Source organism: Terriglobus sp. 2YAB30_2 (genome assembly GCF_052114765.1).
In the GTDB taxonomy this organism is placed as follows: Bacteria; Acidobacteriota; Terriglobia; order Terriglobales; family Acidobacteriaceae; genus Terriglobus.
This window is the reverse complement of sequence record NZ_JBFRFJ010000015.1, coordinates 44,427-64,844: the sequence shown is the minus strand read 5'-3', so window position 1 is coordinate 64,844 and position 20,418 is coordinate 44,427. Positions and strand designations below refer to the sequence as shown.

The following is a 20,418-nucleotide window of genomic DNA, read 5'->3' as shown; positions in this document are numbered from 1 at the left end:
CCAGAGCGGGGCAGTGGGGCGTCTGGACCGCGGCCGGGGGAGGACCGCGGTCCAGGATTGGGGGAGTTAGTTCGAGAGCATGATGTCGCGGAAGTTCTGCTGGTTCATCTGGGCTTCCAGATCAAGAACCAGGATGTGATTCACACCGGCATGGTCCTCATCCTTAAGCTGGGTCTCGCTCTGATATGGGTTCAGCGTGTGGAAGCCGCTGATCCAGCCGTTGAAGTTGTAGGAGGCCAGGGCATCCTGGTGCGAGTCGTCCTTCCAGAACTCAAGCTTGATCGGCTTCACCTTGTCACGGGTGACAACGTTCGACAGGTTGAAGAGATTGCTCATGGTCGAGAAGGGGATGTTGGTGTCGTCGTGGAAGTCGACGTACACGCGAATGTCCGTGTTCAGAGAGCCCATCTGGGGCATGCCGGCTCGGTCTTTATCCGTAGAAAATGCCACCTGGATCGAGAGGCAATCGAACTTCTGTCCGTCAATGGTGCAGGTGCTGCGGTATGGAGCTGCCATTTGGGGGAATCCTTTCGGCTGTGCGCAGATTGCGCGAATCATTTTTGCGAGCAGAGCGTGGACGTCGGTGCCGGTGTCCTTAGTTGCTCAGGCGGATGTCCTGGAAGTTCTGCTGATTCAATGCCGGCTCGATATCGAGTACGAGCATGTGATTCAACGTGGGCGAGGTGCCTTCGGCAAGAACGTCTTCCGTGCTGCCTGCCTGTGTACGGGTCAGGAAGTCAAGAGGGTTTGAGGTCTCGAAGCGGCGGATCCAGCCGTTGAAGCTATAGGAAATCAGCGCATCCTGCTGCGAATCGTCTTTCCAGAATTCGATCTTTACCGGCTTGATCTTGTCACGGGTAACGACATTGGCCAGATCGAACAGGTGCTTGACCGTCGAGAAGGGAAGGTTCTGATCGTCGTGAAGATCGGCCCATACCCGGATCTTGGTCGCGAGCGAACCCATCTGGGCAACGCCGGCGCGATCCTTGGCGGTGTTGAACTTCACGCTGGTTGTGACGGCCTGAAACTTCTGGCCATCGATGGTGACTGTCGTACGATATGGATTTGCCATGAGCTCTCCTTAGTGTGATTGGCGAAATTGTCCCTTCGTACTAGACCGAATCGCCGGGTCGAATAAGTTTTTGAAGCAGGGATTGCACCCGGTTTGCCACATACTGCAAAGCCGCCGGGGCTGAAGAACCTGAGGTATCGGTCGGACGGAGTACCTGCAGGTTCTCGTCGTGCGCCAGGGTTTGGACTTGCTCTCCCTCCGCGCGATCTTGTTGACATGAGGCAGCGTGCTCCTCGCCCGCATTCTGAATAGCTTGTGTTACAGGAGAATGAGGTTGCACACCACGTGATGTTCCTCGCATCGAAAGGGTGACACCGTTCACATGAGGATCCATACCGGCTGCTTTGCGCTGCTCGGCATCGCGTGCTGCAGAACCCGCGGCAATACGGAAGTTGGGGCGCTCTGCTGGTGCGGATTCACTCTCCGCACTCTCAGCAGCGCTACCCGGACGCAGACCATGTATGGTGAATCTCAGCTGGGCCATGTTCGACGCTCTGGATGGTTTGAATTACGCTTTTGCAGGTTCCGGACGGCTGAACTCAGGGACGTCGATCTTCAGAACAAACGTCTCGGCTGGTCCGGTCGGCATCACGTTTAGCGTGATGTCACAGATACCCTGCATACGCTTGTTTGAATCCTTATCGACAAACAGGTCATAGCCGAGGATCGTACCCTGTTCCACCTGTTCGTCGAGAAGCCTCTTGAGCGGGGTTTCAATTTGCTGATCCATGAAGTCGCGCGTCAGCACCTGCCCGGCAACCTGCAGCAGATAGTGACGGCAGCAGCGCTCCAGGTAACGAAGGATGCGATATGAGGTGAAGAACTTCAACACGCCATAGGGATCGTCAGCCTGCGTGCGGCAGCCATAAAAGCAGAGGTGGTTATCTGCATCACGGATCACCGGGATAAGCTGACGCTCCATGGAGAGATGCTCCATCTCGCCGATCAACGGTTCGATGCGGGCTTTCATCGCTCCATTGACTCGTCCAAAGCGTGAACCGACAGGACCCTGTGCCAGACCTTGAGCATCATCCGCGCGCGCAACCGCTCCTGCGAACACCATGGATGGTGGACCATACAGCCCATCCTGTGCATCGGCATCTTTCTCGAACCAGTGAGCCTCGCGCAACTGGAGATAGCCCATCAAGCATACGTCGGCCGCGGCCTGGTCTTCCGGACGCTTCAGGAACTCGTACTTGCCGCCGGGAAGGAAGTTGCGCTCAACGTTTTTGAAGGATTTCTCGTCGTCCAGGTCGCCAATCAGCAGCATGCCCCAGGCGTTGGCCAGTGTTTCCAGCTTCTCGCGAATGGGCTGAGGATAGTAGCCCGGAACCACCAGGTTACAGATGTCGTCACGGAAGTTGAAGTTATCGTTTCGCTGTACGACAAAATGCTCCATGGCGGCGATGTTCATCGAAAAGATGTCTTTCATCGCCTTGGCATCGGCATTCAGAATATAGAGCTCAACCGGTTTGCGAACCTTGCCGTCGCCGACCTTCGCATTCTCGAAGAAGAGCTGCAGTTGACGGTATGAGAGTTCAAGCGGGCGGATCTGTTCAAAGACCTGGCGCAGCAATTCATCGCGGACGCTCTCGGCACTGTCGATTTGGCCCTGAAGCTTCTTGACCGTCTCGTCGTAGGTGTCGTCAGCGCTGATGAGCTGTTCGAAGTTCGTCAGCTGTGACAGAAACTCCTTCGCTGACTGTGCGGAGAAGATACTCGCGATCTCCCGCTTTTCATTGGTAAGGCCGGGATGCAGGTCCGCGAAGATATCCTGCAACAGCTCGCGTGCCGGGCTGTCGGCGATGATCTGTTCTGTCGTGAGAGTAGGTGTTTGTGTCTCTGCCATGGCTACTTCTCTCCTTCCGCAACGCGCTCGAGCTCGCTGCGCAACTTGCCAAGTGCTTCTACGATCTCTTTACGCTGTTCCGCATTTCCCCAGGCTCTGCGTACCGTCGGCAGCTTCCATCGGTCTTTCAAGCGATAGAGCAGATCGATATTTGCTCTAAGATCGGCGAGATCGTTGCGCAGATAGCTCACATTGCCGTCAGCGTCGCGAACTTCATGGCGCTTCTGCAGATTTTCGGGTTCGAAATCCTTGATCGAACGAAACTGAAGGTCCGCGCGAAATTCGGTTTCGCCATCACCGGTATAGCCACGGAAGTTAAGCTTCGGCTCGAATTTGCGGAAGGCATCTTGCAAATCTTCGACCTTGGCGAGCGCTTCGGTTTCCGAAGCGGCTTCACCACCGACTCGATTGATCGTCATGGGCAGCATGGCTGCGGCGGTGGAGGTGGGGACCTTACGAACTGCTGGGGTAACACCCTTGCGAACAACTTTTACCAAAGGCATAAGGGGGAGGCTCCTGTTGGTCTATCGGTCGAAGGTGAGTCTCGTTCGTGAGAACTCATCTCGCGGTTGAATTTGGGTTGTCTGGGAGGCTGAGCGCTGAATGGGAACACTGACTGCCCCGTTCGTTTCGAAGCCTGATGGGGGAGTTTCTATAGATCGAATCTGGACACTGGATGCGGAAGTAACGGCGGCTCCATTGCTCCATCGTTTGGAGCGTTGGGGAACCATGCCCGCGTACTGTTCACCCCAGATGAGCCGAGGAACCCAGAACCAGAGAATCAGCATTGCCACAAATGCCGCCGCAAAAAGTAATGTATGCAGAACGAACATGGTCCAACCGGATTCGGCAGAAGGGTGGACCTGGATCAAAGCCTGCAATTCCGGTGCCAATGCAAGGCGCGTAAATGTCGGAGCATTCGTAGCCGGCGCAATCCAACGTATAGGGGCACTTTGAAGGGAAGCTCCATCCATGGTCCGGAAGGTTGCGTTCCATTGATGATCGTGTCCCATCAATGCAATGCGAGAGCTCTCCGAGAGCAGCCATGTTATCTGCATCTCGTGGCTGACAGCCGAGCGGCTTGAGTGCAGCGCGGCCAGCAGTTCACCCGCATCCGACGCGTAGAAAAATCGTTTTGAGAGTTTCTGCATCGCGGCCGTGTCGATCGCTTCACGATCTCCAAAGCCAATGCCAATCACGTCGAGATGTGAGGCCTGAACCTGGGCGGCGGCCTGTTGCAGGCCAAGCTCGCCGGTCAACAGTTGAGGGTCGTCACCGGGCATGACTTCATTCTTTCCGTCAGTCATCACGATGAGGTGAGGCTGCTGGCCTTCTGCGGAATGGCTATCGTGAGCAAGGGAAGAAATTTCGCGCCGAAGAGAGTCTACTCCGGTGAAAATTGCCTGATAGAGCGCCGTATTGTTCTTAGCTGCCGGGCTCGGCATGGCATTTAATTGCGCGAGGGCATCAGCCTTTGTAGTGACATAGACAGCGGACTGAATTGTGGGTACGACATCGTGGCTCTCAAAGGGGACGATCGCAATCCAGTCCACGCCTTCCTGCATGCCATTGATGAAGTCTGCCACGGAGCTCTTGAGTGCTGCATATCTGGAAGCAGCGCCCGGCGATGGCTGATTCATGCTTCCGCTGATATCGAGAACCAGCAATGAGACGTTGCCATGTTGCGCTGCATCCGGTCCAGCCCCAACACTGGCGTAGAACGGATGAATCTCTCCATCGGAGCTGCTCAACGTAATCAGATTCGTCAGATCGTTCGGTGCTGGAAGAACAAAGGGCGCCGGCTTCCCATCGGAACCTACTGGCGTGATCCTTGCAGACATGCAAGGCGACTGCGTAACCGGACTGCAGTTCACCAGGGTCGGAGGAGCTGTAAGCTGCAGCATCGCAGGCTTCTGACCCCACGCCGTGGAAGACAGCGCAAGCAGGGCAGCGAGACTTAGTCGAGTGCGCACTATTCGCCCTGCTTTCTGCTCTCGAAGCGAAGAGCGGTTCTGCCAATCATGACGTCGTCACCCGGGTGCAGTTCCTGTGACGCTACGACGGTTTTGCCCTTGATGCGCAGCACATACTTCGCAATGCCCTCGGCGCCTGAAGCTTCGGGATGACGGGCGATGTAGAAGCGTCCATCCTTCGAAAACAGAACCGCATGTCTTGGTGCAATGCTGCTGTCGGGAATCATGATGTCCGCGCCCTGCTGGAACCGTGTTCCTCCCTGCGTCGTAGCCGCGCTGCCAAGGACGTAGCTCTCATCAATCTCCAGGTCCCAGGCGGTCTTGTTGTTCCCCCGTTTGTTCTGGGCACGCGCGTCTCCGGAGCTTATGAAACGGACAAGGCCATTGCGGATGAGAATGGGTGCGATGCCGGCTCCAAAGCCCGTTCCCGCGCCTGCGAAACATAAACCTGCGAGCGACATGCCGGCGGAAACATGAGGCGCAAACAAAACAAAAAACGTACCGCCGAGCAGACCGCCGGCTAGACCGCCAACGTAAGCGTGGACAGAGCGTGCGCGGTTCGTCTTGAACCACCGCAGACCGATACCAAGGCCCACTACGGAGGTGCACAGAGCCCACACTGCAACGCGATACAGAGAGGGAGAGTTATTCGCAATGCCGAGACGTAGCGCCACGCTGAGGGCTGCTGCAATCAGACCCGCGCAGCCACCAAAAAGAACACCCCAGCCAATGGAGATACCGCGTATTTTTCCAAGAAGAATGCGATCGAAATACAGGAAGAGAAAGATTGCCGCACACAGGGCGAAGACAAGGAATGTCGTCGCGTCCGCAAGCCAACCGGCTCGGCTGTTTGAGAGCGGGATGCAGATCAGCAGGGTAACCATCGCAGACACAATGCCTGCCAATGTTCCTGTAAGAGTTGAGAAAAATAACGCTCGGTACATGATCAACTCAACTAAATTAAGGGTCCACCGGGGGAGGCGGAGTGGAGAAATTCACGGCGGGCAACTGAGCAGTCCTGCTCGTCACAGTACTCAATCACTGATGGTAGGATTAGAGACCGAGTTGCCGGGAGAGGTTGCATCTTAACCCGGTAATAAAATGTCCCATCCCCTTGGGCTATGATTCATCACTCTGAAACAAAGGCATCCACGCGTGTTCGGATTGCACTGATTGGAGCCGGTGCTTTAGGCTCCGAGTGCTGCAGACAGATCGTCCAGCTCCCGGGAGCGGATGCTCTGATCGAATCCATTCTGCTGGTCGATCCTGACATCCTCACATGGCAGAACGTACCTTTGAGCCGCGTGTATCAGGAGCTTTGTTACCTGAATCCGGAGCAGTGCATTGGCAGGTCAAAGGTGTTGATTCTTCAGGGCTTTCTTAACAGATATGCGCCACTGATTAAAGTCGAAGTCATAGCAGCCCCAGTGGCGGATGTTGGTTGGCAACAGCTACGTGCAAGTCATGTTCTGATTACGGCGACTGATAGTGTTCTATCCCGTATGGAAACTGGCTTGGCTGCTACAACACTCCGTATTCCTATGCTCGACGGGGCGGTGCACGCAAACTCTACCGGTGAAGGCCGGGTCTCATGGTTTACCGGTCAGAACGATCATGCATGTTACTCCTGTGGTATGTCAGATGTTAGCCGTGCTCGATTACTGGCGCAGATGGCTTCACCGTCCAATGGGTGTGAACGTCTTACACCGTCGCTTGCCATGAGCGGCGCTCCTCCTGATACTCCATCGCTTGAGATCACGGCCCGTCGCATGGTGCAGCTCCTTTGTGAATGGACAGTAAATCGATCAGGGTTTTTGACCGGTTCTTTCATCGTTAAGAGCGATGAACTTGCAAGGGTTACAGCCCCGCGGAGTATTACTTGTCCCTGGCACGATGTCTCGTCGGCGGAACTGATCGAGCTATTTCCGGATAAACCATTCAGGGACCAATTCCCGCGACAGGAAGCGCATCAGGGGGACCGGTGTTTTGAGCTGCAGTGGCCGATCAGTCTCGTCGCAAGCTGTGAGCATTGTGGTAAAGAATCGCGTAGGCTTCTTAGGCTGGCTCAGCTCCGGACGGCTTCATGCCCTCATTGCGGCGATCGTGCACTGCAGTCGGATCAGACGGTATCGGTCATCCGTTCCAGAGATCCGCTTGCAAAACTTACGCCGCGACAGCTTGGATTGCCGGATCTGCATCTAATCCGGTTAAGGCCAACCGTCCAGTTTCCCCCGATCACAAACGGACAGAACGAGAAAGAGACGAAACGAGCAACAGCGTCATGAATGCCTTAGAACGATCGACACTTTTGGCAGGGCTGATTGTTTTTATGGCCTCGCTCCAGTTCGGCACAAATCTTCTTGGACCTGGTGTTGCATCTCTTGCTGCGATTGTCCTCGGGGTGATTTGCACCCTCATCTGGGTGCACTTCGATCTTCCTCACCGCCTGATATGGATTCCGCCGGTTTCGTTGGGAGCAGCTTCTCTGCTTGCGGTAGGTATTGCTGCTCTCGTCGGTCCGATCAGCACGCTCTTCGCGATCGTCCCCATCCTTGTGGCCGGAGCCTCTTTTGCGACACTGGCCTTCCTCACCTGGGATCGGCCGCGATGTGGTCTCTGCAGCCGGCGCCTGCGGACACAATCCGTTGTCTTTCAGTGTCCTCGCTGCAGGCTTGAGGTATGTGAGGAGAGCTGCTGGAGCTTCGAGCATCGCCGCTGCCATCTCTGCCTGGAGCAGCGTGTTCCCATTCTTCCCATGCAGGAGCGCTGGTGGTCTCGCGTCACCGGGCCGCCATCCGAGGTTGGGAGATGCCAGGTCTGTCTCGCGGCGCCACAGAAAGCCGCTCTACGATGCTGTCCGAAATGCCGTCGCCTGCAATGCCAGGATTGTTGGGACTTCCACAATGGAAGTTGTACCCGCTGCGGTGAGACGCTTCCGGACCTGCCCTCTGCGCTGACGGAATCCATTGCAAAGGTTTACGACAGGAAGGCCTCCTAGATTCATCAAAGCGTCATCAAACGGTATTTCATAGACGAGGAAGTGAAACGAATGCCGAAGTATCAAATCTATTTCGACACTGTAAGTGGAGAGACGAAGTACAACGTCGATATCGATGAAGGCGAGACCTTGAATATGGTCCTTGAAGAGATTCTCTTCGATCTTCGCGAACGCGGCGATGTCCTGAAAGGAGACGGCGAACCAGAGGTGATCTGGAACAGTTCGATTCTGGATTTTGGCCGTGCTCTTCCGGAACAAGGGGTACGTCCCAATGACGTCTTGCGCGTCTCCACCGTCGCGACCAATGGCTGACATTCCGCAGACCTCACCCAGGGAAAGAAGGCTTGTCGCCGAGTGGGATCTCCTGCAGAGTCTCGCTCATCTGAATCCTGYACGTATCGGCAACCTCGCAGTAGAGGATGAGGTGTTCTCCTGCACGCTTCACAAGACCCCAGCCCTTCGTGTGGGAACGAAGGACGTTGTTACAAGCCATCGCTTGAAGATTGTCTTTCCGCTCTACTATCCCTCGGTTCCTCTCGAACTTTATCTGAAAGCTCCTGTCGCTCACCCGAATGTCCATCCTCGGACCGGCTTTCTATGTCTTTGGGACAAACACCAGGTAAGCAATAACGTGGAGCACGCACTTCACAAAACGGTCGCGATGCTTTCGCGTCGCCTGGAAAACCGCAATCCGGTTCACGTGATGCAACCCGATCTTCAGATGCTGTCTGATGCTGATTATCCTGCTCCCGGAGAGCCCCTCCTGGGCATTGCTCATCCGGGAATCGCCGCTCATGGTCGCCTTCCCGATGAGCCTCCTGCGAGAAGGAGGCGGCTCTCATGATTCGCGTCGGTCTTGGAGATGATGCTCCTTTGATGTCTTTCAGTGGTGAAGGGCTTCCCGCAAAACGCTACTCCCCCGAATCCATCAGGCGGCTAGGCGCACAGCTTCAATCGATGATGGGCGAACGCTTCCGTGTGTTGGAACCGATCGCTATTGGTGGTATGGCTACTCTCTTCCAGGTACAACACACGCTGCATCGCGGTCTGTTCATTGCCAAGGTGCTGCATCTTGAACTCGTGGAAAGAAAAGATGTCCGCGAAAGCTTCCGTCGTGAGGCGATCCACCTTGCTCAACTGGGGAACCACCCAGCGATGATTCCAATCCTCGATTTTCAGGAGAATGATCGCTTCGCATTCTTTCTCACGCCATTTATCGAAGGCGAAGATCTGGATCACACGCTCGCTCGTTGCGGCTCGCTATCGCGCGCTGAAGCCCTGCATATGGCGGCACAGATCAGCAGCCTGCTCTGCCACGCGGAGTCGCACGGTATCACGCACTGCGACTTAGCTCCAGGGAATCTTCGTCTCGACACCTTTGGGCGCTACCGGGTTCTCGATTTCGGCCTGTCACGCAGCCGCTTCGACACCACGACGGAATATTTGAGCGGGGGCACGCCGGCCTATACCAGCCCGGAGCAAGCGGCAGGCGGCCAACCTGACCATAGAAGCGATCTGTATTCGCTGGCGCTGATTCTCTGCGAGGCGATGAGCGGCATACCTCTCATCACTGGCGCTTCTTTTGAGGAGATTCGTCACAAGCATCTGCAAGCGCAGTGGACGCTTCCCGCAGTGATCCAGAAAGACGCCCCGGTTGCGAAATTGTTGGACTGGATGCTGGCTGCGGATCCAGCAAAGCGCATGCAGAGTGCGTTCGAGCTCTCCGGCGTACTCGCAGCCCTCGGCTTCGAACGTCCGGAGTTTCATGGGATGGCGAAGATCGAGACGGAAAATCGAAGGGTCAGGCTCTCCAATTAAATGACAAGGCCCGGGCTAGATGGCCCGGGCCTTGTGTTTGGGGGAGGGCTGGAGCATTTTCCCTGTAGGTGTGATGTAGGGCTTCCGCCTCCATGGGCGTTTTCTGCAATGGAAACGCCGCTGCACGCCCTTCTGGGATACCCCAGTAACAGGGAAAATGCTCTAGAAGAGAATCTTCAATCCCAATTGCGTATTGAAGGGTTCACCGGCGCCAATACCCGGAGCTCCGTTGTAGTCGCCGATGGTGTCATACAGGCTGAAGCTTCCGCCGACTGTACTGCTTGGCGGTGCGTAGTTGATACGGTTGAAGAGGTTGAACATCTCTGCCCGGAACTGAATGGTCATCAATTCCTTGATCTTCGTGTTTTTGAAGACGGAGAAGTCCACATCGGAATAGCCAGGACCGTAGTAGCCATTGCGGCGTGAGGTTCCAAAGTGGCCGGTGGCCGGATCGGTAAATGCCGCAGGATTCAGCCAGCTTGCTCCTGGCTTTTGTCCCTGGTATCCCGCCTGCGGATTACCGATCTGGACAGCGCGGTCGTTGCCCTCGTTGGTGCCGCTGATATCGCCCGAAGCATGTACCGTGAACGGTTGGCCGCCGTGGAAGCTGAGCAGGGAGTTCAACTGCCATCCATGCGTCAACTCTTTCGGGCCCCACGCCGCTCCCGGAACTTCATAGCTCATCAGAGTGGTGAAAGTATTGCGGGTGTCAAAGTCGCTATTGCCGTAGTCGCCCTTGAAGTTGAAGTTATCCTGCGGCAGGCTTCCACGATATGCCGTCACTTCATCCAGGTTATGGCTCCAGGTGTAGGCAGCTTGCGTCATCAGCCCATGCCAGTGCATGACACGTAACTGCGCCTGCAGCGAGTTGTAGTTTGAGGTGCCAATGCTCTCGATCTGGTTGATGTTGCCATACTGCGGATAGCTTGAGGCGTAGGGAAGAGAGCTTGCGCCCGCAGTGACGTTGAGCTGATTCAGATCAAGCAGGCTGAGCAGGCGACGGCCTTCGCTGCCCACGTAGCCAAGCTGGGCAATGACATTTGCGCCAATCGTATGCTCGATATTCAGGCTGTAATTCTGGTTGTATGGTGTGCGGAAGTTCCGATCTACGGAGAATACTCCGCAGGGGTTCGACGAGGAACACGGGTAGCTGATCGCGGAAGGGAAGATGGCCTGGCCCCCGACGATCGTGGTCTTGCCGGGCTGCACTGTCGGGTCGCTTGGAATCGCCTTACCTGCCGCGCTGATGGTGTAGACAGGGTTAGGTCCTGCCGGATTGCCTTCAACGCCATTCGGCGCCTGGTTGCCCGGCCGGTTGTCGAGGAAGGGATTCAGGTTCGGCGTATCGAAGTAAAAGCCATAGCCGGCGCGGATCACTGTCTTGTCGTCCAGGCCATACGTGATACCCAGACGTGGGCTGAAGTTCTTGTAGTACTGCTGATAGAGAGAACTGATCTGGTTGCCCTGGAAGGCGATGCCATTGGTCGAGGTCATCTCAGGACGGAAGACAGAAAGATCTTTGTTGCCGTTATGCAACGGACCAACGTAGTCGTAGCGCACACCGTAGTTGAAGCTCAGCTTTCTCGTAAGCTGCCATGAATCTCCCGCGTTCAGCTCCCAGGTGTTGACGAAGACCTGGCGCTCCGGATCTCCAATGGCAATGGTGGCTGCCGAGGTATAACCGGCGAGAAAGTCTGCCAACGCTCCGGCAAGTCCGGATCCGCCGACACGCGTGCCATCAAAGGTGAACGATCCGACTGAGTGACGCTTATAGAACTCATCGAGCTGCGCCTGCCGGAACTCGCCACCGAGACGAATCTGATGCTTGCCCTTGACCCAGCTCAATTGGTCGGTCAGGTGGCCGGTGATGTCGTTACGGCCCTCGGGCGGCGTCATGCCAACTGGATCGAAGCCGGTAATGGTGATGTTCGGAGCATTGCCGAAGGGTGCCCCAGTCGCAAAGCCCAGAGACTGCACATTGAAATTGGTATTCGCGTCATTGAAGACCTGGTTGAAGTAGTTCACCCCTACCAGCAGCTGGTTCGAGATGGAGGGCGAGAGCATGCGGTTATAGACAACCGCGACGTTCTGAACGTGGATAGGCGCCACCTCGAAGTAGTCGTAGATCTGCGATCCGACTGGCGCCACCTGGTTGCCTTGACCGACGAACCAGTGGGCGCTCAGGCTGTCTTTGTCGGTGATGTGATAGTCCACCTTGCCAAGTCCGTTATAGCTGTAGCCAAATTCAGGGACGTTCGAATGGAAGTTATTGACGTTGCCGACCGTGTCGGAGGATAGATTGCCCCCGGCCCACAGCGTATTCAGCACCTTCTGCATAGTCGTATTTACGGGGATATTCTTTGCGGCAAGGATGGCCTTTGCCTGGTTCTGCCAGCCGATGGATGGTTCGGTGGCACTGCCTGACTCGCCGATCACAAACCGCTGCTTCTCAAATGTCAAAAATCCAAAGAGCCTGTCCTTCAGGATTGGTGCGCCGACTGAGAAGCCCCAGTTGTAGTTGCGCACCTTCTGCTTCGTATCGCTGAAAGGGCTTTTGGCTCCGAAGAGTTCATTGCGGTCGAAGTAGTAAGCGGAACCGTGCAGACGATTGGTGCCCGACTTGAGAGTCAGATTGATGGTTCCACCTGGGTTGCGTCCGCCTTCAGGGCCAGATTGTGTCTGGGCCGAGAACTGTTCAACAGCATCGATGGGCAGAATGATACCGGCAATGCCCGAGACACCCCCTTGGTTGACAGCCGGTACGTTGTGCCACAGATCGTTGTTATCCACGCCATCGATCTGCCAGTTCATCTGGTTGGCGCGAGTTCCGTTGAGAGAACCGTATCCACCGCCTGTATATCCGGCAAAGCCGGGTGTTAGCTGGATCATCTGAGTGAAGTCGCGACCATTCAGCGGCATATCCGCTACTGCTTGAGACTCGAGAACGATGTTCTGTGTCACGGTGGTTGTGTCGAGGGTGATGTCTGAGGCCTGTACCTCAACCGTCTGTGTTGCTGCCGCGCTTAGCTTGATGGATGGAAGTGTATAGATCACACCGGCGGAGACGGGGATCTTATCGACCTTAACCGTGCTGAATCCTGAATTGGTGGCCGTCAGTGTGTAAGCGCCCAATGGCAGATCATTGAACAGGAAGCTGCCGGCGCTTGAGGTTACCGAGGTGTACGTACTCTTTGTTGCTTCATTGGTGAGGGAGACTGTTGCTCCAGGGACGGTGGCTCCCGTCACGTCAGTGACTTCTCCATTGATGCCGCCACGAAATGTCTGGGCTGAAAGTGGAGGAGAAAGTACACATACTGCTGTAAGTACTAGAAGGAAAATCACTTTTGGGAAACGAATACACGACTGCCAGAACGTCATGAACCTTACCTCCATGCGTGATACAGCTATAGGTCTGCGTGCCGGCGTAGTGCGGCCGCAACCTTGCCCACTTTTCAGTTACGAGTACGAGACGTGCGAACTGCTCTTCAACTAAGTGACAAGGACCGTAAAGGCCTGGCAGAAGAGAAGGAAACGACTGTAGGGAACAGCGGGGGGAGCTCCAGCTTCTTGCGCCGGAGTCATCTTTTGAAGAGATATTCACCTATTGCAAGCATTCCTGCAATAAAAAATATTGAATCAATCGGCGGGATCTTTCTATCAGAAGGCGGAATAGCTATGCGGCAGTACGCAGGATCGCCTCAGCCAGCCCGACAGTTTCACTGGGCCCAGGTTCCTTCTGTGTCCGTTCTGTTGACGTAGAGGATCGGCGCAACGCCAGTGTGCGGTGTTGCGCTGAGATGATCTCGCTCTCTGGTGAAGGCTCAGTCGCGACCTGACGTGTCAGAGCGAGAATGCTGATACCGCGAGATGATCCCGACATGAAACGGCATGAGCGAAGGAGTACGAAAAAGAATCGTTTGTAGCCCGACCCCAAGCACAGAAGCCCGCCGGGCTGCTTGGTCCGCAACCCCGTCTCCGTATCGCTGAAGCCCTTGAGTGGACAGCTCTCTGGTACCACAGGCGAGGCATGGACATGCAGGCGGATACGTTGAGTCAAATCGCAGCCTACGAAAATCGCCTCTAATGTCTTGTTCCGTACTTATCCCAGGTCGCTCTATCTTGGTACGGTAGTCGACAGAGTAAGTGGTGAAGCGATTTGTCTCTCGCCCATCGATGCCGGAAATGCATTATGCTTTGAGTCAAGACGGAAGATTGGTCCGCTTCTGGTGATGTTTCCTCTTGCGGCCTCACCGTTCCCCTGAACCGTTGCACGCCCTGTTTTATTACTGCCTGTATTGCTTTAACTTCTCCGTGCTTTCTTGCGGATCTCCCGAGGTTGCGATGCAGTCTACACATAATGATTTTCTGGTCCTGTCGATCGGCGACGATGCCGCCCTTCTTCATAACAGGGCGGATGTTCTGATGCGTGCCGGTTATAACGTGCTTTCGTTGCCCAGCTCCGTTTGGTTGGGCGAAGCCCTGTATCCCGGGTATGGAACCGTGATTCTCTGTCATACTGTGCCACCTGCCCGTCAGATTCTGATGGGCAGCGCTCTGGCAAGGGCCGGTGTGCCGATTGTGTGTCTCACCGACAAATTGAGTACAACTGCGCTTGGCGCGATGTACTCAGAAGACTTCACAAGCCTGTTCAACTTCCTGGAACAGGCCTCGGCCCGCTACGAGGCAAAGACCTTCCGCAGCGCTGCCGCATAAATTTTCGATCGATCATCCCTCTGGCTTCGGGGACGGAGGGAAGTCCTGCGCCTTCAGATAGACTGCGTAATGTGATTCCTCGTTCCTCCGATCCAGAGCCCGAGATCAGCGTCGTCATGACGACGTGCAGCCGTGCGCACTTCCTGCCCGGGGTTCTGGATGCACTCCTCGGTCAATCGCTGCTCGCGAGCGTTCGGGTCGAGATGGTGATCGTCGACGATCAATCAACGGACAATACGCCTGAGGTGCTGGCGCGCTATCAGGCGGAAGCGGCGATTCCTGTCCGCATCCTGCAGGGAGCCAAACAGGGGGTTGCTGCCGCACGGAATCTGGCCGCACAACACGCCCGGGGCCGGTGGCTGGCGAGCTTTGACGATGATGAGATCGCGCCGCCGCACTGGTTGCAGACCCTCTATGGTGTCGCCCAGCAGAACAATGCTGTCTGCGTGGGAGGGACGACCGTGCTTTCACTTCCGGAGGGGCGGTCTCTTAGTGAAGTGGGTCCTCGAGCCCGCCGGCTGCTCGGCGAGATCCTGTTCTCGGAAGAACGGAGTATGCAGTTCCACGAGCTTCCGTCCACCAACAATGTGCTTACCCGGCGCGACGTCTTCGAATCGATGGGTGGATTCGACCTGAACTTCACCGAAGGTGGGGAAGACACCAATCTTTTCCAGCGAATGCACGAGGCGGGCCATCGTATGTGGCTGGCCCCTGAGGCGAAGGTGCTGCACCTGATTCCGCCGCGCAGATTGGATCCGCATGTCTTGAGACAGTCGGCCATGCGCACCGGAGCGATCGAAGCGCGGCTTGCCGGAGCGAGGAATAGCGTCCCCAGCCTTCTATATAACCTGACCGGACGTCTGATACTCGCCGTCGTGCGCGACCTTCCGCAGTTGGCGGCAGGGCGTCTCACACGACAACCGGCGAAGGTGCTGGATGCTCAACTGAGTCTTGCGGTCACAGCCGGTTTGTACCGGGGATTGTCTGCGGCACGAGGTGGTTCGTCACAGTTCCTTAGCAGGATGGATTTCCGCAGTCGCCATGGGGAACGGCCCGACGCACCGCCGCGGCAGTAGAGCATTTTCCCTGTGGAGGCAGTGTAGGACTTCCGCATCCTGTGGGCGTTTTCCGAAATGAAAACGCTGCTGTACGGCACTTCCGGGATACCCAGCAACAGGGAATGCTCTAGTAGTACTTATCTCCCGTCGAGGCGCAGGACGCTGCGCGTCGTTGCGCGGTCAGCGCCACCGGAGAGCCACGGTGCGTTTCCAGGTGTATTGAGAACCTGCGATCGGTAGAACTCAAGTACCGTGGCATCGCTCTCAATGCGCGCATCGCCCCAATCGGCCCACTGCGGATAGATACGCCAGTCCCAGTCGATGTAGCAGATAGCCTTGATGCCCTTTGTGCCGCGGAGCAAGCCGAAATAAGGTGCGAACCATTGATCGATGGCGGCATGCGGGTCATGTACAGAGGCGCCTCGTAGCGTTGATTCCGCGATCATAACGGGAAAGCGGCGGTTGTCCGCTTCGGCAAGAAATTCCCGCGTTGCCGCAGATGAGAGCGTCGGCGGAGAGAAAAGGTTCACGCCCCACCAGTCGACGTACGCATCGCCGGGATAGAACTGCTGCCAGCGCGCGGCTGCGAATGCTGCCGCGGCGCCTGCTCGCTGCTGATCGAGTTCAGCATCCGGTGACCAGTCCCACACCACCGCTGCTTCCTGCGGCATGCAACGGTGGATAGCGTCTGCGATACGGCGAAAGGCTGCAACGTAACTCGGCGCGGCATAGCCATTCCACGGTCCGTTGAACTCGTATCCGGGACGGACGAAGACGGGACGAGCAAGAGATTGCAATCCGGAACAGATCTGTTCCAGCGCGGCATCGTCCTTACCGGCTGCGGTTGCGGCTTCATAGTGGTGTGTCCCACCACCTTCATTAAGCGAGATACCGATCTGAGGAACCAGATAGTCCTGCGCTGTACCCAGGTCCGCACGAAGGTGGTCGAAGAACTTTGGCAGGTCATCATGCAGATCGACATAGCGCATCATCAGCATCGGCCGGGCCGGCGCTACCGCCTTCGAATAAGCATCGAAGCTCTGCCGGTCGCTCTGGCCCACCCCATGCAGCACTGTGTCGCGTGGCTCCAGTCTGCGGCCATAAAAAGCACGCGTGACGGGGGAAGCCTTCGCCCATGCCTGTAATGGAGTGGCAGCGCTCGCGGCGTTTGCCGTAATGGCCTCATCCACGGCTCGCAGGTGCCAGCGATGCCATGTCCATATGCCTGCCAGGGCCACGCAAAGCAGCAGCGCGATACGTGCGACGAGCTTCATGATGCCGTCTGACCAGCCTGATGCGAGCTCTCGAGAGACTTCTTCCATAGGTGATGCAGTACCTGTCCAGGCAGCAGCCAGATGCCGGCCAAAAATGCGAGTTCCAGCCAGCCCGGCCGGCTCGCCATGACCAGTCGGCCTATCTGCTGGAGCGCTCCCTTATCCTGGCTGCGCTTTGCCTTGAGTGCAACCTTGGTGCTTAGAAACGAAGCGAAGGCGCGATCGCCAATCCATTTCCGGTACTGTAGCGCCCACTCCAGAGAATCCTTCCAGTTGGTGCGCCGCGATCGGGAGATGCTGTCGACCACGATGTTGTAGACCACCAGCGGTTCCCACGCGAATTTAACACGGGCGCCGGCAAGATGCCATGCCTCCAGCAGCCATGCCCAGTCCTCATGGTCCGCATGCGTGGTGAAGGGGATTTCCTTGAGCAGGCTGTGGTGCAGTAGCAGTGACTGCAATGGAAGAACACCGGGGCGCCTGGTTAAGGATGGACGCAGCAGGATGTAGTCAGCCACATCCTCCGATGGACCAATGGGCCGTTCAGGATGGATGTTGTCTTTACCCTGGGCGCGATAGATTGCGCGACAGGAAATCATCATCTTGGGAGAGTTGCGATCAGCCAGGGCAAGCTGTTTCTCAATCTTTGCCGGAAGAATCAGGTCATCGTCGTCCAGGAAGGTAAGCCACTCGCCGCGGCTAAGGGCTACACCTTCATTTCTTGCCGCGGCGGGACCTCGGTTTGAGGGGAGCTCTGCGTAGTGAACGCGCGGATCGATGCCCTCGACGGCCGCTCGCGCTGCCGGATCCGGCCCATCGGAGACAGCCACGATCTCAATGTGATCGTAGGTTTGGGCCAGGGCACTCTCAACTGCTTTTCTAAGATCGTCGGGCCGTTTGTACGTTGGGATGATGATGCTTACAAGCCCTGGCTCGCACTGACCAAAGTCGTTGCGCACCGTCGTATCAACCATGACTGCTCTCCATCGCTGTCTGCGCCTCAGCGCGCAGGTTCGGCGGTAACTTTTCCAGCAACGCCGGTGTGACACCGCCCAGAAGCTGGTCGGATTCAAGCCATGTATCCTGCTCGGTCTCAGAACCTTCAGCGAAGCACATCTTCACGATGCAGGCATACGCCAGTGTCGTTGGTAGATAAGGATCGATCGGCGCCGACTCGGCAAGACCTTCCATGGCGAGCCAGGTGAGCATCGAGGCCGCTAATAAGTCGGTTGCCTGACGGCTACGGCGGTAACGCTGCCACGCGAAGAAGATGGCGCCCCAGAGCACGCCTGCGTACAGCAGCGATCCGACGAAGCCAAGGGACAGTGTCTGATCCAGATAGGTTTCGTGAGCATGGGGGACAGTCCACCCCTGATGGCCCGAGATCAGGCTCACGCGGCTTGGCGACCAGAACCCGGCATATCCAAAGCCCTGTAGCGGACGCGTCTTTACATAGTCAGAGAGCTCCGCCCAGAGCGGCGCACGATTGGAAAGATTGGATGTGTTCTGGGTATCGGTGCGGCCCATCATGAAAGCAGATTGTGCCGCGCCTAGTCCCTTTTGTCCCACAACGTAGACCAGGACTGGAAGCACAACCGCGAGGCATGCCACAGCCAGCATGGCGCGTGCGGGTGCGCTGAGGATCTTGCGCGCCAGGCGCAGCATCATGATGCCCGCCATCATCAGGCAGATGATCGTACTGACGCGTGAACGGGTGAGATAGAGCAGGATGAAAGCGGCGAACAGCGCGGGAGCAAGGAACTTGCGCCATGCCGGTCTGCGATCGAAGAGTGTAAGCCCGGAGAAGATGCCTGCCACAAGACTCATAGCCTGATAGTTGGCTTCGGCAACGCCCTGGAAACGATAGTCGGCATTGCGTGGATCGAAGATATGCTGCATGACCACATCGCCATATAAGGCAAGAATGGCAACCGCTCCGGTGACAAAGAAGGCGAGGACAGACATCTCTACGAGAGAGAAGCGTCGAGCAAAGGTGTAGATAGCGAGGATATTGATCAGGAAGACGACCAGCCGCTTGAGGGTAAGCGAGGGATCGTCACTCCAGGCAACGCTCATCACGGCCCAGATGACGTACGCTGCGGCGAAGTATCGCAGGTGGCCGGCGAAGCGTCCACGGCGGGGAAGTTCCCGCAGAAGGATGAGACAGAAGAATGCGATGACAGGCATCGCCAGCTGGCGGCTTGCGCTGCCCTGAAACGCCGCTGACTCCGCTGCTGCCGACTCCGCTGTTGCCCCGTGGACGATGAAAGGCAACACATAAGGAACTGAGTACCAGTAGCAGATACCAAGCGCGATGCCGCAGACGATCTTCACGAGCATCAACCGCCGGGTGATCTGCGAAAGCTCAAGGCGGACTCGTGCCAGCCGGTATGGTGTGAAGGCCGTGGGACGGGCGGTGCTCACGCATCACCTCGCGAAGGAAGCAGAGAAGAGCTCAGCTTCTTTCCGCCTGTCTCCAAAGCGAAATCGATGAGAGCAGGCGAGTCCCAGGGAACGTCCATCCATGCATCCTTGACCCATGAGCTTGCGGCGTCTCGCCGCAGCTCCTGAGGGAAGAGTGCGATGAACGGATTGTTCGTGGCTGCGGGACGATCTTCCACGTGTTTCTGTCCCAGGACCCCGCGCACATAGGCGGCCACCAGGTCTTTCCCTTTGCCGAACGAGAGATGGCTCACCTGCGTCGGACGCGTATTCATCTCGATCATCAATGGGTTTCCTGTATCCGGCTCACAGATGAAGTCGAAGCCGCAGAATCCGTTGATTCCAAGATGGGCAACGATGCGCGCCATGGCGTGGCGAAGCCGGGCGTCGTCCAGAACGCGAAGCACACTGGATGGTCCGCGGCTCTCCGTGGTTTGCACCACTTCAAACTCAATACTTGCGAGCAGCCGGCCCTGGTGTGCCATCGCCATGCTGGTGGCCTCTCGACCGGCGATCCACTGCTGTGCGCTGACTGCCGACTTCAGGCGCCGCGTCCAGGCGCGAAGATGCATCCACTCTGCATCGACCAAGCCGCGCTTCAGCACACGGGGAAGGCTGGGGGTCCGATGCAATTTGTTCCAATAGTCCTGCGCTTCCTCCATGGACCGAGCGATGCGTACCCCTTGGCCCCCCGCGCTTCCATCAGACTTTAGAACCAGCGGAAATCCCAGATGCGCAGCCGCGCGCGGCAGGTCGTCCGGTGTTGGTATGGGTTCTGTCGCCGGCACAGGCACCTGGAGTTGGTGTGCCTGGTGCAGCAGCTCGAATCGTGTCCGTGCCAGTTGCAGTGCTGCTGACCCCGCAGTGGTTGACTCAATCAGATGCCGCAGGCGCAAGCCATACTCGTTGTCTTTTCCGGCCAGCAGCAATCCGTAATGAAGTACGACTTCGTCGGCCAGAATCAGGCTGTCCGGTTGTGTAGCATCCAGGGCACGCTCGAAGCTGCGGAAGGGGCGCATCTGCCAGAAGTGTGTCCACTGCGAGATGACTCCGGTCAGCCGTGCCGGATGATTTGCCGGCGAGAGCAGGCTTACCTCGCAGCCGAGGCTGTGTAAGGCAAGGGCAAGACGCGCGCCCGAGAGCCACTCACGAGCCGTAGCGATCAGCACGCGAGGAGCCCTCGTGCCGTTGCCAAACTCATTTGTTCCCGGTGCTGTCACA

The 20,418-nt window shown here is 56.9% G+C and carries 19 protein-coding genes; 7 read left to right on the top strand and 12 right to left on the bottom strand.

Annotated features, from left to right (window positions below):
• Positions 1–66: 66 nt before the first annotated feature.
• The 7 genes from AB4Y89_RS19440 to AB4Y89_RS19410 form a co-directional block, all read right to left on the bottom strand.
• Complete coding sequence (locus tag AB4Y89_RS19440; protein WP_147647548.1) at positions 67–516, bottom strand: hypothetical protein; 450 nt, start codon at positions 514–516, stop codon at positions 67–69.
• Between the two features lie 79 nt (positions 517–595).
• Positions 596–1,072: a hypothetical protein gene (locus AB4Y89_RS19435; RefSeq protein ID WP_442302598.1), complete on the bottom strand. Its 477-nt coding sequence runs from the start codon at positions 1,070–1,072 to the stop codon at positions 596–598.
• Between the two features lie 40 nt (positions 1,073–1,112).
• A complete protein-coding gene (locus tag AB4Y89_RS19430) occupies positions 1,113–1,556 on the bottom strand; it encodes a hypothetical protein (protein WP_442302597.1) in 444 nt (147 codons plus the stop codon).
• A gap of 24 nt (positions 1,557–1,580) precedes the next feature.
• The gene (locus AB4Y89_RS19425) at positions 1,581–2,921 is read right to left on the bottom strand and encodes a hypothetical protein (RefSeq protein ID WP_442302596.1); all 1,341 of its coding nucleotides are present in this window, start codon (positions 2,919–2,921) and stop codon (positions 1,581–1,583) included.
• Positions 2,922–2,923: 2 nt separating this feature from the next.
• Positions 2,924–3,424: a hypothetical protein gene (locus AB4Y89_RS19420; RefSeq protein WP_442302595.1), complete on the bottom strand. Its 501-nt coding sequence runs from the start codon at positions 3,422–3,424 to the stop codon at positions 2,924–2,926.
• 21 nt (positions 3,425–3,445) lie between these two features.
• Positions 3,446–4,894, bottom strand: coding sequence for a vWA domain-containing protein (locus tag AB4Y89_RS19415; protein WP_442302594.1), 1,449 nt, complete (start codon positions 4,892–4,894; stop codon positions 3,446–3,448).
• Positions 4,894–5,778: an FHA domain-containing protein gene (locus AB4Y89_RS19410; RefSeq protein ID WP_442302654.1), complete on the bottom strand. Its 885-nt coding sequence runs from the start codon at positions 5,776–5,778 to the stop codon at positions 4,894–4,896. The genes AB4Y89_RS19415 and AB4Y89_RS19410 overlap by 1 nt, the downstream gene beginning before the upstream one ends.
• Positions 5,779–6,015: 237 nt before the next feature.
• Here AB4Y89_RS19410 and AB4Y89_RS19405 point away from each other — a divergent pair, with 237 nt between their 5' ends.
• Genes AB4Y89_RS19405 through AB4Y89_RS19385 form a run of 5 tightly spaced genes read left to right on the top strand, consistent with a single transcriptional unit; the run spans position 6,016 to position 9,710 of the window.
• Positions 6,016–7,179, top strand: a complete 1,164-nt coding sequence (locus tag AB4Y89_RS19405; protein WP_442302593.1) for a ThiF family adenylyltransferase — start codon at positions 6,016–6,018, stop codon at positions 7,177–7,179.
• Positions 7,180–7,223: 44 nt separating this feature from the next.
• Positions 7,224–7,892 (top strand): hypothetical protein, encoded by a 669-nt coding sequence (locus tag AB4Y89_RS19400; RefSeq protein WP_442302592.1) that lies wholly within the window; start codon positions 7,224–7,226, stop codon positions 7,890–7,892.
• Positions 7,893–7,943: 51 nt separating this feature from the next.
• Entirely contained in the window at positions 7,944–8,204 is a 261-nt protein-coding gene (locus AB4Y89_RS19395) for a hypothetical protein (protein WP_442302591.1), read from the top strand.
• The gene (locus tag AB4Y89_RS19390) at positions 8,197–8,736 is read left to right on the top strand and encodes a hypothetical protein (RefSeq protein ID WP_442302590.1); all 540 of its coding nucleotides are present in this window, start codon (positions 8,197–8,199) and stop codon (positions 8,734–8,736) included. The genes AB4Y89_RS19395 and AB4Y89_RS19390 overlap by 8 nt, the downstream gene beginning before the upstream one ends.
• Entirely contained in the window at positions 8,733–9,710 is a 978-nt protein-coding gene (locus AB4Y89_RS19385; protein ID WP_442302589.1) for a serine/threonine-protein kinase, read from the top strand. Before AB4Y89_RS19390 ends, AB4Y89_RS19385 begins: the two co-directional genes overlap by 4 nt.
• 162 nt (positions 9,711–9,872) lie before the next feature.
• On the opposite strand, the gene AB4Y89_RS19380 is transcribed toward AB4Y89_RS19385, so the two are convergent.
• Complete coding sequence (locus AB4Y89_RS19380; protein WP_442302588.1) at positions 9,873–13,088, bottom strand: TonB-dependent receptor domain-containing protein; 3,216 nt, start codon at positions 13,086–13,088, stop codon at positions 9,873–9,875.
• A gap of 963 nt (positions 13,089–14,051) precedes the next feature.
• Between AB4Y89_RS19380 and AB4Y89_RS19375 the strand changes: the two genes are divergently transcribed.
• A complete protein-coding gene (locus AB4Y89_RS19375; RefSeq protein WP_442302587.1) occupies positions 14,052–14,423 on the top strand; it encodes a hypothetical protein in 372 nt (123 codons plus the stop codon).
• 71 nt (positions 14,424–14,494) lie between these two features.
• Positions 14,495–15,499, top strand: a complete 1,005-nt coding sequence (locus AB4Y89_RS19370; protein ID WP_442302586.1) for a glycosyltransferase family 2 protein — start codon at positions 14,495–14,497, stop codon at positions 15,497–15,499.
• A 119-nt stretch (positions 15,500–15,618) separates the two neighbouring features.
• Here the strand turns inward: AB4Y89_RS19370 and AB4Y89_RS19365 are convergent, their stop codons facing one another.
• The 4 genes from AB4Y89_RS19365 to AB4Y89_RS19350 are packed head-to-tail and all read right to left on the bottom strand — an operon-like array spanning position 15,619 to position 20,417.
• On the bottom strand, positions 15,619–16,803 hold the full coding sequence (locus tag AB4Y89_RS19365) for a glycosyl hydrolase (RefSeq protein ID WP_442302585.1): 1,185 nt from the start codon (positions 16,801–16,803) through the stop codon (positions 15,619–15,621).
• Positions 16,752–17,729 carry a glycosyltransferase family 2 protein gene (locus tag AB4Y89_RS19360; RefSeq protein ID WP_442302584.1) on the bottom strand — a complete coding sequence of 326 codons (978 nt, stop codon included), beginning with the start codon at positions 17,727–17,729 and terminating at the stop codon, positions 16,752–16,754. Before AB4Y89_RS19360 ends, AB4Y89_RS19365 begins: the two co-directional genes overlap by 52 nt.
• Positions 17,722–19,179, bottom strand: a complete 1,458-nt coding sequence (locus tag AB4Y89_RS19355) for an O-antigen ligase family protein (RefSeq protein ID WP_442302583.1) — start codon at positions 19,177–19,179, stop codon at positions 17,722–17,724. The genes AB4Y89_RS19360 and AB4Y89_RS19355 overlap by 8 nt, the downstream gene beginning before the upstream one ends.
• A complete protein-coding gene (locus AB4Y89_RS19350) occupies positions 19,176–20,417 on the bottom strand; it encodes an ATP-grasp domain-containing protein (protein ID WP_442302582.1) in 1,242 nt (413 codons plus the stop codon). The genes AB4Y89_RS19355 and AB4Y89_RS19350 overlap by 4 nt, the downstream gene beginning before the upstream one ends.
• Position 20,418 lies beyond the last annotated feature (1 nt).

Coding starts and splice junctions, on each gene's coding strand:
- AB4Y89_RS19440 (WP_147647548.1), bottom strand. CDS start 516: ATGGCAGCTCCATACCGCAGCACCTGCACCATTGACGGACAGAAGTTC.
- AB4Y89_RS19435 (WP_442302598.1), bottom strand. CDS start 1,072: ATGGCAAATCCATATCGTACGACAGTCACCATCGATGGCCAGAAGTTT.
- AB4Y89_RS19430 (WP_442302597.1), bottom strand. CDS start 1,556: ATGGCCCAGCTGAGATTCACCATACATGGTCTGCGTCCGGGTAGCGCT.
- AB4Y89_RS19425 (WP_442302596.1), bottom strand. CDS start 2,921: ATGGCAGAGACACAAACACCTACTCTCACGACAGAACAGATCATCGCC.
- AB4Y89_RS19420 (WP_442302595.1), bottom strand. CDS start 3,424: ATGCCTTTGGTAAAAGTTGTTCGCAAGGGTGTTACCCCAGCAGTTCGT.
- AB4Y89_RS19410 (WP_442302654.1), bottom strand. CDS start 5,778: ATGGTTACCCTGCTGATCTGCATCCCGCTCTCAAACAGCCGAGCCGGT.
- AB4Y89_RS19405 (WP_442302593.1), top strand. CDS start 6,016: ATGATTCATCACTCTGAAACAAAGGCATCCACGCGTGTTCGGATTGCA.
- AB4Y89_RS19400 (WP_442302592.1), top strand. CDS start 7,224: ATGGCCTCGCTCCAGTTCGGCACAAATCTTCTTGGACCTGGTGTTGCA.
- AB4Y89_RS19395 (WP_442302591.1), top strand. CDS start 7,944: ATGCCGAAGTATCAAATCTATTTCGACACTGTAAGTGGAGAGACGAAG.
- AB4Y89_RS19385 (WP_442302589.1), top strand. CDS start 8,733: ATGATTCGCGTCGGTCTTGGAGATGATGCTCCTTTGATGTCTTTCAGT.
- AB4Y89_RS19380 (WP_442302588.1), bottom strand. CDS start 13,088: ATGACGTTCTGGCAGTCGTGTATTCGTTTCCCAAAAGTGATTTTCCTT.
- AB4Y89_RS19375 (WP_442302587.1), top strand. CDS start 14,052: ATGCAGTCTACACATAATGATTTTCTGGTCCTGTCGATCGGCGACGAT.
- AB4Y89_RS19365 (WP_442302585.1), bottom strand. CDS start 16,803: ATGGAAGAAGTCTCTCGAGAGCTCGCATCAGGCTGGTCAGACGGCATC.
- AB4Y89_RS19360 (WP_442302584.1), bottom strand. CDS start 17,729: ATGGTTGATACGACGGTGCGCAACGACTTTGGTCAGTGCGAGCCAGGG.